This window comes from Nocardia uniformis NBRC 13702 (assembly GCF_001613345.1).
Lineage (GTDB): Bacteria > Actinomycetota > Actinomycetes > Mycobacteriales > Mycobacteriaceae > Nocardia > Nocardia uniformis.
In genome coordinates this window covers 136,162-149,274 of sequence record NZ_BDCE01000045.1, presented here as the reverse complement: position 1 = coordinate 149,274, position 13,113 = coordinate 136,162, and the positions used below count along the sequence as shown (strand labels likewise).

The following is a 13,113-nucleotide window of genomic DNA, read 5'->3' as shown; positions in this document are numbered from 1 at the left end:
GGGGCGACGACGTGAGTTGGGGTCTGTACAAACCGTGACCGAGCTGTAATCACGCGACCTGGAACTTTCTCGGATTTCTCGGCGTGTCGCGCGAAAACGGCACCGCGTGTCGCGTGTCACAGCGAAGGCGCCGCGATCATCGCGTGCCTGGTGAGGCAGGCCCTGAACAGGGCGGAATGACGCCCTGAGCGGCCGTAGGCGGGTTAAACCACACGGGTGTAGTTCGCAGTGCCGGATCTGTCCTCACAGACCGCAGAAGCGCGCTGAGCGCTCACCGTGACCGAGGACGCTGTCCGCACCCGCCGCGCCGCCGCGCGACATGTCTCACACCGATGAATCGGAGCGGGACCGGGAAGACCTCGAGCGGGACACGAACGACGACGCCCCGCCATCCCGGCTGGCGAGCCGGTATGGCGGGGCGATTCGGCGGGGCGGCGAATCAGGCTTGTAGGAAGCCGAATTCGTCGGTGAGCCGGTGCACACGCACCTGGAGGGCGCCCACGGACGGCCCCGCCCGCAGCACCTCGCGTGAGACATTCGGCACAACAGAGCCGAAATCCTTCTCCGACACCAGATTTCGAATCGACTCCGCTCCCCCGCCCTGCGCACCGACACCCGGCATGAGGATGGGGCCGTTGAGGGCGCCGAGGTCGGGAGCCTCGGTGAGGGTGGCGCCGACGACGACGCCGACCGAACCGAATTCGCCGCCCGCGTTGCGGGCCGCCGCCTCATCGACCATGAGCTGGGCGATGCTGCGGCCGTCGGGGCCGGTAATGCGTTGTAGCTGCGCACCTTCGGGGTTCGACGTGGCGGCGAGCACGAAGACACCGCGACCGTTCGCCGCGGCCAGGTCCAGAGCCGGTGTGAGAGATCCGAATCCGAGATACGGCGATACCGTCACCGCGTCGGACCCGAGTGGACCGTCACCGAGCCAGGCGTGGGCGTAGGCGTCCATGGTGGAGCCGATATCGCCGCGCTTGGCGTCGGCAAGCACCAGGGTGCCCGCCTCACGCAGTGCGGCGATCGCGTCCTCGAGGACCATGATGCCGCCCGAGCCATAGGTTTCGAAGAACGCCACCTGGGGTTTGACCAGGGCGACACGACCGGCGAAGGCATCGACGCAGGCGTCGGTGAATGCCTTCAGACCAGTGACGTCCTCGGACAGGCCCCAGGATCGCAGCAGCGGCGGATGCGGATCGATACCCACGCACAGCGGACCGTGCTCACGCATCGCATCCCGCAGCCGCACACCGAAACTCGTCATCTGCTCAGCCTCGCAGGGTGGCGTGGAGTTCTTGCAGGGAACGCACGCCGATGCCGCCGTTGATGGTGGCCTCGATGCCCTGTACCGCCGCGGCCGCACCCTGCACGGTGGTGATGCACGGGATATTGGCACCGACAGCGGCGGTGCGGATCTCGTAGCCGTCCACGCGTGGGCCGTTATTGCCGTACGGGGTATTGAAGACGATATCGACTTCGCCGTCGCGGATCATATCCACGATGCTCGGCTGATCGGCCGCGTCGTCGTCGGAGTGCTTGCGCACCTGCTCGCACGGAATACCGTTGCGGCGCAGCATTTCCGAGGTGCCCTCGGTGGCGAGGATACGGAAACCGAGATCGTGCAGGCGTTTGACCGGGAACACCATGGCCCGCTTGTCGCGGTTGGCGATCGAGACGAAGGCGGAACCCTCGGTCGGCAGCGAACCGTAGGCGGCGGCCTGCGATTTGGCGAAGGCGGTACCGAAATCGGCGTCGATACCCATGACCTCACCGGTGGACTTCATCTCCGGTGAGAGCAAGGAATCGATCCCGCTGCCGTCGGGGCGTTTGAAGCGGGTGAACGGCAGGACCGCCTCCTTCACCGCGACCGGGGCGTCGATCGGGGTGTGGCCGCCGTCGCCGTCGGCCGGGAGCAGGCCCTCCTTGCGGAGTTCGGCGATGGTGGCGCCCATGGCGATTCGGGCCGCCGCCTTTGCCAGGGGCACCGCGGTGGCCTTGGAGACGAACGGGACGGTGCGGCTGGCGCGTGGGTTGGCCTCCAGGACGTAGAGCACATCGTCCTTGAGCGCGTACTGCACGTTCAGCAGGCCCTTGACGCCGATGCCCTTGGCGAGTGCGATGGTGGAGCGGCGCACGGCCTCGATATCGCTGCGGCCCAGGGTGATCGGGGGCAGGGCGCACGCCGAGTCACCGGAGTGGATACCGGCCTCCTCGATATGCTCCATGACGCCGCCCAGGTAGACCTCGTCGCCGTCGCAGAGGGCGTCGACATCGATTTCGATGGCGTCTTCCAGGAACCGGTCGATGAGTACCGGTCGGTTCGGGCTGATATCGGTGGCGCGGGAGATGTAGCCCTCGAGGGTTTCCTCGTCGTAGACGATCTCCATACCGCGACCGCCCAGCACGTAGGACGGACGCACCAGGACCGGGTACCCGATCTCGTTGGCGATCTTCTTGGCCTGCGCGAAGGTGGTCGCCGTACCGTATTTTGGAGCCGGAAGACCCGCTGCCACCAGCACATCGCCGAATTCGGCGCGGTCCTCGGCCAGGTCGATGGCGGCGGCGGAGGTGCCGACCACCGGGACGCCCGCATCGGTGAGGCGCTGCGCCAGACTCAGCGGGGTCTGGCCGCCGAGCTGGCAGATCACACCCGCGACGGTGCCGGATTCGGTTTCCGCGTGGTAGACCTCGAGGACGTCTTCGAAGGTGAGCGGTTCGAAGTAGAGGCGGTCGGCGGTGTCGTAGTCGGTGGAGACGGTCTCCGGGTTGCAGTTGACCATGATGGTCTCGTACCCGGCCTCCGACAGCGTCTGCGCGGCATGCACACAGCTGTAGTCGAATTCGATGCCCTGACCGATCCGGTTCGGACCCGACCCGAGGATGATCACCTTGTCGCGCTCGCGCTGCGGAGCCACCTCGGATTCCGCGGCGGGATCGAGTTCGTAGGCCGAGTAGTGGTACGGCGTCTTGGCCTCGAACTCGGCGGCGCAGGTGTCGACGGTCTTGAACACCGGGCGGATGCCGAGCCGGTGCCGCAGGGTCCGCACGCCGTCCTCGCCCGCGAGTTCCGGTCGCAGCGCGGCGACCTGGCGGTCGGACAGGCCGTAGTGCTTGGCGGTGCGCAGTAGCGGTTCGTCGAGTACAGCGGCGTCGACGATCTCCTGACGCAGGTCCACCAGTGCGGCGACCTCGGCGACGAACCACGGGTCGATACCGGAGGCCGCGGCCACCGATTCGACGTCGGCGCCCAGGCGCAGCGCGCGCTCCACCTGGTAGATGCGGCCCTCGGTGGGGACACGCAGATCGGCGAGGATGGCCTCGACGTCGGTCCATTCGCCGTCGGGCTGGGTCCAGAAGCTCACGGCCTTGGTCTCCAGGGAGCGCAGCACCTTGCCGAGCGCCTCGGAGAAGTTGCGGCCCATCGACATTGCCTCGCCGACCGACTTCATGGTGGTGGTCAGGGTCGGGTCGGCGCCCGGGAACTTCTCGAACGCGAACCGCGGCGCCTTGACGACCACGTAGTCGAGGGTCGGCTCGAAGCAGGCCGGGGTCTCGCCGGTGATGTCATTGACGATCTCGTCGAGGGTGTAGCCGATGGCGAGCTTGGCGGCGATCTTGGCGATCGGGAAACCCGTTGCCTTGGAAGCCAATGCCGACGAGCGCGAGACGCGCGGGTTCATCTCGATGACGATCAGGCGGCCGTCGGCGGGGTCCACCGCGAACTGGATATTGCAGCCGCCGGTATCGACGCCGACCTCGCGCAGGATGGCGATGCCGAGATCGCGCATCTTCTGGTATTCGCGGTCTGTCAGGGTCATGGCCGGGGCGACGGTCACCGAATCACCGGTGTGCACGCCCATCGGGTCGACATTCTCGATCGAGCACACGATCACCACATTGTCGCGGCTGTCGCGCATGAGCTCGAGTTCGAATTCCTTCCAGCCCAGGATGGATTCCTCGATGAGGACGTTCGCGGTGGGCGAGGCGGACAGGCCGCCACCGGCGATGCGATCGAGATCGTCCTCGTTGTAGGCCATACCGGAGCCGAGGCCGCCCATGGTGAACGACGGGCGCACGACAACCGGGAAGCCCAGTTCGGCAACGGTTTCGCGGACCTCGTCCATGGTGTAGCAGACCGCGGAGCGGGCGCTCTCGCCGCCGACCTTGGCGACGATATCCTTGAACTTCTGGCGGTCCTCGCCACGCTGGATGGCTTCGAAGTCGGCGCCGATGAGTTCGACGTTGTACTTCTCCAGGATGCCGTTCTCATGCAGGGCGACAGCGCAATTGAGCGCGGTCTGGCCGCCCAGGGTGGCCAGGATCGCGTCGGGGCGCTCCTTGGCGATGACCTTCTCGACGAACTCCCAGGTGATCGGCTCGACATAGGTCGAATCCGCGAACTCCGGGTCGGTCATGATGGTCGCCGGGTTGGAGTTCACCAGCGAGACCCGCAGGCCCTCGGATCGGAGCACCCGGCAGGCCTGGGTGCCGGAGTAATCGAACTCGCAAGCCTGGCCGATGACGATCGGGCCCGAGCCGATCACCAGGATGTGCTTGAGATCGGTGCGGCGAGGCATCAGGCTCCTTCCATCAGCGTGGCAAAGCGGTCGAAGAGGTAGGCGGCGTCGTGTGGTCCGGCGGCGGCCTCGGGGTGGTACTGGACCGAGAAGGCCTTACCGTCGATCAGGCGCACGCCCTCGACGGTGCCGTCGTTGGCGCAGGTGTGCGAGACCTCGGCGCGACCGAAGGGGGTGTCGAACTGCTCGCCCGCTTCACCTTCGAGGGCGAAGCCGTGGTTCTGCGCGGTGATCGAGATACGACCGCTGTGGTGTTCGACGACCGGGATATTGATACCGCGGTGGCCGAACTTCATCTTGTAGGTCTTGCGGCCGAGCGCGCGGCCGAGGATCTGATTGCCGAAGCAGATACCGAACAGCGGCAGACCCTCGCTCAGTACCTGCTGGGTGAGCGCGACTGCATTGTCCTGGGTGGCCGGGTCGCCCGGGCCATTGGACAGGAACACACCGTGGGGGTTCAGTTCCTTGATCTGGTCGAGGCTGGTGTTCGACGGCACCACATGCACCCGCATACCCCGCTGGGCGAACATGCGCGGGGTATTGGTCTTGATACCGAGGTCCACCGCGACGACCGTGAAGCGGTGCTCGCCAATGGGTTCGACCGTGTACATCTTGTCGGTGGAGACCTCACCGGCCAGGTCCGCGCCCAGCATGGACTGCTGGCCGTTGACCCGGTCTACCAGGTCCTCGTAGTCGGCGAGCGCCTCGCCGGAGAAGATGCCCGCCTTCATGGAACCGCGAGTGCGCAGGTGCCGCACCAGGGCTCGGGTGTCGATACCCGCGATGCCGACCACGTTCTGGTGCTCCAGCTCGGTCTGCAGGGTGCGGTTGGAGCGCCAGTTGGAGGCGCGGCGCGAGGGATCGCGCACGGCGTATCCGGCGACCCAGATCTTGCCGGACTCGTCGTCCTCGTCGTTCCAGCCGGTATTGCCGATCTGCGGGGCGGTGGCCACCACGATCTGCCGGTCGTAGCTGGGGTCGGTGAGCGTTTCCTGGTACCCCGTCATGGCGGTGCAGAACACCGCCTCACCGAGGGTTTCTCCGACGGCACCGAAGGTCGAGCCACGGAAAATCCGGCCGTCCTCCAGCACCATTACCGCAGTATCGCCGCTCATGCCTCTTCTCCCGTCTTCGTACCCGTCCAGGACGGGTACACAGTTTTGTCGTCACCGCGGAAACCGGTATCCACCTCGGTTCCGGTGGGCAGTGTCCAGCGAATCACCAGCACACCACCTTCGGTCATAACCTTGCCCGCATGTCCGCGCTCGGCGCGCACCGCCGTAATGGCATCGTGCGGAATCCAGATCGGCGCGGTGCCGTCGCGTTCGAGGAGGATGCCGCGCTCGAAGCGGGTCATCTCCGCATTGGCTCGAAAGCCCAGGTCGCCCACCGTAATTCGCTGGATCCAGCTGGGGGCCAGGGTGCTGCCGAGGTACAGGCCGGTGGTCGGCTCCAGCACCTGCGCGCCGCAGTCGGCGGGCACCGTCGGAAGATCACCGATCATCCCCGCCTGCCGTCGTGCCTTACCTATCCAGGCCCGATACATCAGCCACAAGCCCAGTGCCGCCAGCGCGAACATTGCGATCACCCAGAGCGTGCGCTCCATTTACGATCCTCCTCGGTTCCCCACCCGCCGGCCCGCACCGGCAATGACGGCAGCGTCGCGCGAGGTGATCCGGCCGCGCAGGAAGGTGGCCATCACCAATCCGGGCAGGGTCATCGCCTCGTACGGCGTGTTGTCGGAGATGCTGGCGAGATCCTGCGCCCGCACCGTCCACGCGGTCTCCGGATCGATCAGCACCAGGTTGGCCGGTTCGCCCACCTCGATCGGCCGACCCTGATCGTCCAAACCCGCGATCCGCGCCGGGTTCTCGCTCATGACGCGGGCGACGCCGCGCCAGTCCAGCAGACCCGAGCGCACCATGGTTCCCACCACGATCGACAGCGCGGTCTCCAGACCCAGCATGCCGGGGCGGGCGGCGGCGAATTCGCAGCACTTGTCCTGTTCGGCATGCGGGGCGTGATCGGTGGCGACACAGTCGATAACGCCATCGGCGAGCGCATGGCGTAGTGCCGTCACATCGGAGGCCTCGCGCAGCGGCGGGTTGACCCGGTTGACCCCGTCATAGGTCTCGAGGCGCGAGTCATCCAGCATCAGATGGTGCGGGGTGACCTCGGCGGTGATCGAAATACCTTGTGCCTTGGCCCATTTCAGGAGCTCGACGGTGCCCGCGGTGGAGGCGTGGCAGATGTGTACGCGCGCCCCGGCATCGCGGGCCAGTAGCGCGTCACGGGCCACAATGGATTCCTCGGCGGCGCGCGGCCAACCCGCCAGCCCCAAGCGGGAGGCGTTCGGACCCTCGTGCGCCACCGCGCCCTCGGTGAGGCGCGGCTCCTCCGCGTGCTGCGCGATGAGCACACCCAGGGAGTTCGAGTACTCCAGGGCGCGGCGCATGATCAGCGGGTCGTAGACACAGTGGCCGTCGTCGGAGAATATGCGCACCTTGGCCTCACCGGCCGCCATGGTGCCCATCTCGGCGAGCTGCTTACCCTCGAGGCCGACGGTGACCGCGCCCACCGGGTGCACATCCACCAGGCCGACCTCCTGACCGCGTCGCCAGACATGGTCGGTAATGACCTGCGAGTCGGCGACCGGGCTGGTGTTGGCCATGGCGAAGACGGCGGTGAAACCACCGAGGGCGGCCGCGGCGGAACCGGTTTCGATGGTCTCGGTATCCTCGCGGCCGGGCTCACGCAAATGCGTGTGCAGGTCGACGAAGCCCGGCAGCAGGAATTGCCCGGTGCCGTCGATGATCTCGGCGTCGACCAGACCCAGATCGGTACCGATCTGGCGAATCTCACCGTCGGCGAGCAAGACGTCGACCGGCTCACCCTCGCCATACAACCGGACGTTCTTGATCAGCACGTCTTTCACGCTGTGTCCTCCTCGCATGACCGGGGGCCCTCCATGGCCCACCCGTCTCCCACTGCCGCCCTCAACGGACAGCCTTGCGGCTGGCTCGCCCACATCCCGGCTGCCGCTTCCGGGCCTGACCCGGTCATGCGACCACCTCATCCGTTCCGACCAAGAGGCGGAACAAGACCGCCATGCGCATATGCACTCCGTTGTTGACCTGTTGCAGCACAGCCGCTTTCGGGGAATCCGCGACTGCCGCGGCGATTTCCATACCGCGCAGCATCGGGCCGGGGTGCAGCACGGTCGCGTGCTCCTCGAGCATGTTCATCCGACGCTGGTTGAGCCCGTAGTTGATCGAGTACTCCCGGGCCGACGGGAAGAACCCACCGTTCATCCGCTCGGCCTGCACGCGCAGCATCATGACCGCATCCGCGCCGGGCAGTTCGGCATCGAGCGAGTGCGAGACCCGCACCGGCCATTGCTGGACCCCGACCGGCAGCAGGGTGCGCGGCGCTACCAGAACCACTTCCGCGCCAAGGGTGCTGAGCAGGAAGGCATTCGAGCGCGCCACCCGGCTGTGCAGGATATCGCCGACGAGTACAACCCGCTTACCCTCGAGATCACCGAGACGCTGCCGCAGGGTCAACGCGTCGAGCAGGGCCTGGGTGGGGTGCTCGTGGGTGCCGTCACCGGCATTGATGATGGCCGGTCCCGGACCGCTGTAACCGGCCGCGCTGTCCTGCATTTCGGCGAACCAGCGGGCGATCTGATGTGCCGCGCCGGAGGCCGGATGGCGCACGATGAGCGCGTCCGCACCCGCCGCGTGCAGGGTCAGGGCGGTATCGCGCAGCGATTCCCCCTTGGAGACAGAGGAACTCGACGCGCTGACATTGATCACGTCGGCGCTCATCCATTTACCCGCTACCTCGAAGGAGACGCGGGTGCGGGTCGAGTTCTCGAAGAACACCGTCATCACGGTGCGGCCGCGCAGTGTCGGCAGCTTCTTGATCTCGCGGCCCAGTAGCGCCTGCTCGAAGCGTTCGGCCTCATCCAGCAAACCGGTAGCGGCGGCGCGATCGAGGTCGGTAACCGACAGCAGATGCTTCACTTATCGCCTTCCTGACCCAGGTACACACCGTCACGACCGTCGTGCTCGCGCAACAGCACACCGATATCCTCGGTGCGCGCCGTGGGCACGTTCTTGCCGACGTAGTCGGCGCGGATGGGGAGTTCACGATGGCCGCGATCGATCAGCACCGCCAGCTGCACGGCGCGCGGGCGGCCCAGATCCCGCAGGCCGTCCAGTGCGGAGCGCACGGTGCGACCGGAGAAGAGCACATCGTCGACCAGTACGACCAGTGAGTCGTCGATACCGCCCTCGGGTACCGAGGTGCGTTCGAGCGGGCGGTGCGGACGGCTGCGCAGATCGTCGCGGTAGAGCGTGATGTCGAGGGAGCCGACGGCGGGCCGCAGCCCGGCGAACTCTTCGATCTTCAATGCCAGCCGATTGGCGAGAGTGGTTCCGCGCGTAGGGATTCCGATCAGCACAACACGCGGGGCGGCGGGATCGGCGGAGTCCAGGGCGGTCTTCTCGATAATCTGGTGCGCCATGCGCGCGATGGTGCGGCCGACATCGGAATCCGACAGCAGCTCGCGCCCGGTCAGGACCCATTCGGGATCATGCCGCTGCGAGTGCTCGGCAGCGCTCGACTTGGCAGCCCCGTCTTCGGGCACGGCCATGCCGACCTCCTTCCCCGCCTCACTGGACGGTCCGTTAAAGGATGTCTTGTCGGGGACAGAGCCTAGCAGCGGCGCGCGGTCGCGAATCCACGGCACCCCGGCGGCAACTACCCGGCGATCCGGGCCACGACACGGCCCGTCATAGCGGTTGACCTCGATGAACACCAAGAGATCAGCAATCGCGCAGCTATGATCCAGACCGATCGGTTTGTGGAGGTCCACCACCATCACCCGGATGCTGGGAGCAAGCTCACATGGACAAATCTCTGATATGGGCGATGGCCGCGGCCTTCGTGGTCATCGGCCCGCTCGTCGGCATCGGGGTTCGGCGCGTTATCGATCGCCTCGCCGCCAAACCCTGGGCGCGGAGTCGGTCGGCCAATCGCATGGTGCTCGGGTTGGCCCGTGACCTCGCGGTCCCGGTGGCCGCGCTGGCCGGCCTGGCCCTCGGCCTGGCACTGCCCACCGGCCTGCCGATCTCACCCGAGCTCATCAGCAAGATTCTGACCGCCGCGCTCATGCTCGTCATTACCTTCGCGGTATCGCGGCTCGCGGCGGATCTGATCACCTCGGTGGTGAAGCGGATTACCGGTGTCTCGGGATCGGTCAGCCTGTTCGCGACCATCACCCGTGTCACCGTCTTCATCCTCGGCCTGCTCATCACCCTCGATGGTGCGGGCGTGCGTATCAGCCCGCTGCTCGGGGCGCTCGGTATCGGCGCGCTGGCGATCGCGCTCGCTCTCGAGGGCACCCTCGCCAATCTGATTTCGGGCATTCACATTCTGGCCTCGCGCACCGTGCAGCCGGGTGACTACGTGCAGCTCGATACCGGCGAGCACGGGTGGGTGAGCGATGTGAACTGGCGAACCACCACCATTCGCGATATTCCCGGCAACTACGTCATCGTGCCGAACAGCAAATTCGCCGATGCCATCCTGACCAACTTCCATTACCCGGCCCAGGACATGGCGGTAACGGTCGAGGTCAGCACCGGATACGACAGCGATCTCGACTTTGTGGAGAAGGTGACCCTCGATGTCGCCCAGCAGGTGATGGCCTCGCTCGATGTCGGCTTCACCGAGGTCGAGCCCAAGGTCCGGTTCCACACCTTCGGCGACTCCGGTATCCAGTTCCGGGTAGTCCTGCGCACCCGTGAGTACGCCGATCAGTACCTGCTGGTCAGCGAATTCATCAAGGCCCTGCATCGCCGGTATCGGACCGAGGGCATTGCCATCCCGTATCCGATGCGCGTCCTGCGGGCCGAGGGCGCACCCATCGCGAATCTCGTCTAGCGAACAGGATTCGTACGCCGTATATCGGAATGTGCGATGCTCGTGGGGTGAGCAACGAAGCCTTCGCCGAACCGGCGCGCGTGACCTTCCGTGGATCCGGCGGTATCGAACTCGCCGGTGACAGTTGGGGACCTCGGGATGGACCACTGGTGGTGTTCCTGCACGGCGGTGGACAGACCCGCCACTCCTGGAAGGATTCCGGGCTCGCGCTGGCCAAGGCCGGCTTGCACGCCGTGCTGCTGGACGCGCGCGGGCACGGGGACAGCGAGTGGGCGACCGACGCGGACTACCGGCGCGACACCATGGTCGAGGACCTGATCGGCGTTCTCGAGCAGCTGGGCAAGCCCGCGTTCGTGGTGGGCGCGAGTATGGGTGGGCTCACCGGCTTGCTGGCCACCGCGCATCCGCAGCGCGAACGCATTACCGGTCTGGTGCTGGTGGATGTGGTGCCGCGACCGGAAAAGGCGGGCGTGGAGCGGGTACTGAATTTCCTCGGCGGCCATCAGGACGGTTTCGCGACTGTCGAAGCGGCCGCCGACGCGGTGGCCGAATATCTGCCGCATCGCCGTCGGCCGCGCAATCCCGAGGGGCTGCTGCGGAATCTGCGCCAGCGTGCCGATGGCCGGTGGTACTGGCACTGGGATCCGGCCATGATGTCCGGGCGTGGCGCGCGCGACGCGGGCGAGGACATCGAACTGCACAGTGAGGCACTGGAGTCGGCGGCCCGGAACCTCACCATCCCGGTCCTGCTGGTGCGCGGCGCGCTGTCGGATGTGGTGAGCGAGGAGGGGGTGGCATCCTTCCGCGCGCTGGTCCCACACGCCGACTACGCCGAGATCGGTGCGGCGGCGCACACCGCGGCCAGCGATGCCAATGACGAATTCACCGATGCGGTGGTCGATTTCGTGCGGGCGCACGTAGCCGCGAACTGACGCCCGGCGGCCCGGACCGCTGCGGGGGCCGCCGGATTCCCGGTGCCCGCGGCGGAGTGCGCCATACTGGGCCGATGACAAGATCGGCCAGCACAGGGGCTGATGGAGCGTCCACCGACGGCCTCACCGTCGGCCGCACCTCCGCTCTCGTCGGAATCAGCGTGCGGACCCTGCATCACTGGGATGTGATCGGCCTGGTCCGCCCGAGCGAGCGCACCTGGTCCGGATACCGGATGTATTCCAGCGATGATGTGGCACGAATACATCGGGTGCTCGTCTACCGCGAACTCGGCTTCCCGCTGGCCCGGATCGGACAGCTGCTCGACGATCCGACCAGTGACGCGCGCAGCCACCTGCGTCGGCAACGGTCGGAGCTCGTCGAACGGATCTCCCGGCTCCAGGGCATGGTCGGCGCGGTCGACCGCATGCTGAAGGAATCCGGTACGGGCATGCGGCTGACCCCTGCGGAGCAGGTCGCGATCTTCGGCGACGACTGGCAGCCCGCCTGGGTCGACGAGGCGGAGGAACGCTGGGGCAACAGCCCGCAGTGGTCGCAGTACGCCGAACGAGCCGTGGACAGATCGGCGGACGACTGGAGCGAAATCGCCGCCGAGACAGAGACTTTGAATGCCGATCTCGCCACCGCGAAGCGCACCGGCGTCAGTCCCGGCTCCGATGCGGCGAACACCCTGGCCGAGCGACATCGCACCCTGATGTCGCGCTACTTCGACTGCACCCACTCGATGCAGGTGTGCATCGGGCGGATGTTCATCGAGGAATCCGGTTACGCGGAGTACTACGACGGGTTCGAGCCGGGCCTCACCGTCTGGTTTCGCGATGCGATCTTCGCCAATGCGCAGGCGCACGGCATCGACCCGGAATCGGCGACCTGGGAGTGAGCCGACCGGGGTGGTAGGCCGGTTCGGCGGCGTTCATCGACGATCGGATCTGCCTACTCCTGCTCGAGCATGGCGAGGTAGGCGTCGAGTTGTGCCGCTCCGGCGAGCAGGTTGCGGCTGCGCGTACTCAGCCGGTGCTGCCAGGAGTCGAGGAAGTCGGTCAACGCATCCGCACCGCCCGCCTCGTGGAGCGACTCGATGAACCGCGCGACCTGTGCCAGCGGATAGCCGCCGTGGCGCAATTGCCGGGCGATCTCGGCGTCGCGCACACAGTCCGGTCCGTATGCGCGGTAGCCCGTTGCCCAGTCCCGTTCGGGGTGCACGATGCCCTGGGTCTCCCAGGTGCGCAGCGTGGCCGGGTGCACGCCGAGTCGGCGCGCGAGTTCACCCACGGTCAGCGGTCCACCGCGGATCGGCGTCGGGGGCGTGGTGGACAGCTCACTCAGGGCCGCCGCGACCTCGGAGCGCGTATCGCGTTCGGCGAGCACGGCCACGTGCGCGGCGTCGATGAGTCGGTAGGCGGCCTCGATATCGCGGCGATTGATCGCGCGCATGATCTCCATGGCCCGCTGATGCCCGTGACCACCGCGCAAGGCGAGGAAGGCGCGCAGAGCCTGCGCGTGTACGGGCGTGTAGCGCCGGTAACCGGTCTCGCTGCGCTCGGTCGGCGGGAGGATGCCCGCGTCGTCGTAATTGCGGATCGCCTGGGCGGACAGTCCGTGTTCGCGGGCTAGGTCGATGGGTCGCAGCACACAC

General features: G+C 67.0%; 11 protein-coding genes. 3 read left to right on the top strand and 8 right to left on the bottom strand.

Annotated features, from left to right (window positions below):
- Positions 1–439: 439 nt before the first annotated feature.
- The 7 genes from pyrF to pyrR form a co-directional block, all read right to left on the bottom strand.
- Positions 440–1,264, bottom strand: coding sequence for an orotidine-5'-phosphate decarboxylase (gene pyrF, locus NU1_RS14675; RefSeq protein WP_067521649.1), 825 nt, complete (start codon positions 1,262–1,264; stop codon positions 440–442).
- A 4-nt stretch (positions 1,265–1,268) separates the two neighbouring features.
- Complete coding sequence (gene carB, locus NU1_RS14670; RefSeq protein ID WP_067521647.1) at positions 1,269–4,577, bottom strand: carbamoyl-phosphate synthase large subunit; 3,309 nt, start codon at positions 4,575–4,577, stop codon at positions 1,269–1,271.
- Positions 4,577–5,692, bottom strand: coding sequence for a glutamine-hydrolyzing carbamoyl-phosphate synthase small subunit (carA, locus tag NU1_RS14665; protein WP_067521645.1), 1,116 nt, complete (start codon positions 5,690–5,692; stop codon positions 4,577–4,579). Before carA ends, carB begins: the two co-directional genes overlap by 1 nt.
- Positions 5,689–6,183 (bottom strand): PH-like domain-containing protein, encoded by a 495-nt coding sequence (locus tag NU1_RS14660; RefSeq protein ID WP_067521644.1) that lies wholly within the window; start codon positions 6,181–6,183, stop codon positions 5,689–5,691. Before NU1_RS14660 ends, carA begins: the two co-directional genes overlap by 4 nt.
- A complete protein-coding gene (locus tag NU1_RS14655) occupies positions 6,184–7,512 on the bottom strand; it encodes a dihydroorotase (protein ID WP_371859791.1) in 1,329 nt (442 codons plus the stop codon).
- 124 nt (positions 7,513–7,636) lie between these two features.
- Positions 7,637–8,602 (bottom strand): aspartate carbamoyltransferase catalytic subunit, encoded by a 966-nt coding sequence (locus tag NU1_RS14650; RefSeq protein ID WP_067521640.1) that lies wholly within the window; start codon positions 8,600–8,602, stop codon positions 7,637–7,639.
- Positions 8,599–9,234 (bottom strand): bifunctional pyr operon transcriptional regulator/uracil phosphoribosyltransferase PyrR, encoded by a 636-nt coding sequence (pyrR, locus tag NU1_RS14645; protein ID WP_084521395.1) that lies wholly within the window; start codon positions 9,232–9,234, stop codon positions 8,599–8,601. The genes NU1_RS14650 and pyrR overlap by 4 nt, the downstream gene beginning before the upstream one ends.
- A gap of 254 nt (positions 9,235–9,488) precedes the next feature.
- Here pyrR and NU1_RS14640 point away from each other — a divergent pair, with 254 nt between their 5' ends.
- The 3 genes from NU1_RS14640 to NU1_RS14630 all read left to right on the top strand — a co-directional run bounded on the left by NU1_RS14640 (position 9,489) and on the right by NU1_RS14630 (position 12,357).
- Positions 9,489–10,526, top strand: coding sequence for a mechanosensitive ion channel family protein (locus NU1_RS14640; RefSeq protein ID WP_067521638.1), 1,038 nt, complete (start codon positions 9,489–9,491; stop codon positions 10,524–10,526).
- Between the two features lie 47 nt (positions 10,527–10,573).
- On the top strand, positions 10,574–11,458 hold the full coding sequence (locus NU1_RS14635; protein WP_245720126.1) for an alpha/beta fold hydrolase: 885 nt from the start codon (positions 10,574–10,576) through the stop codon (positions 11,456–11,458).
- Between the two features lie 74 nt (positions 11,459–11,532).
- Positions 11,533–12,357, top strand: a complete 825-nt coding sequence (locus NU1_RS14630; protein WP_067521635.1) for a MerR family transcriptional regulator — start codon at positions 11,533–11,535, stop codon at positions 12,355–12,357.
- A 53-nt stretch (positions 12,358–12,410) separates the two neighbouring features.
- On the opposite strand, the gene NU1_RS14625 is transcribed toward NU1_RS14630, so the two are convergent.
- The gene (locus tag NU1_RS14625; RefSeq protein WP_067521745.1) at positions 12,411–13,106 is read right to left on the bottom strand and encodes a MerR family transcriptional regulator; all 696 of its coding nucleotides are present in this window, start codon (positions 13,104–13,106) and stop codon (positions 12,411–12,413) included.
- Positions 13,107–13,113: the final 7 nt, after the last annotated feature.

Bases quoted from the DNA above. Each gene is read 5' to 3' on its own strand.
- pyrF (WP_067521649.1), bottom strand. From the start codon at position 1,264: ATGACGAGTTTCGGTGTGCGGCTGCGGGATGCGATGCGTGAGCACGGT.
- carB (WP_067521647.1), bottom strand. From the start codon at position 4,577: ATGCCTCGCCGCACCGATCTCAAGCACATCCTGGTGATCGGCTCGGGC.
- carA (WP_067521645.1), bottom strand. From the start codon at position 5,692: ATGAGCGGCGATACTGCGGTAATGGTGCTGGAGGACGGCCGGATTTTC.
- NU1_RS14660 (WP_067521644.1), bottom strand. From the start codon at position 6,183: ATGGAGCGCACGCTCTGGGTGATCGCAATGTTCGCGCTGGCGGCACTG.
- pyrR (WP_084521395.1), bottom strand. From the start codon at position 9,234: ATGGCCGTGCCCGAAGACGGGGCTGCCAAGTCGAGCGCTGCCGAGCAC.
- NU1_RS14640 (WP_067521638.1), top strand. From the start codon at position 9,489: ATGGACAAATCTCTGATATGGGCGATGGCCGCGGCCTTCGTGGTCATC.
- NU1_RS14630 (WP_067521635.1), top strand. From the start codon at position 11,533: ATGACAAGATCGGCCAGCACAGGGGCTGATGGAGCGTCCACCGACGGC.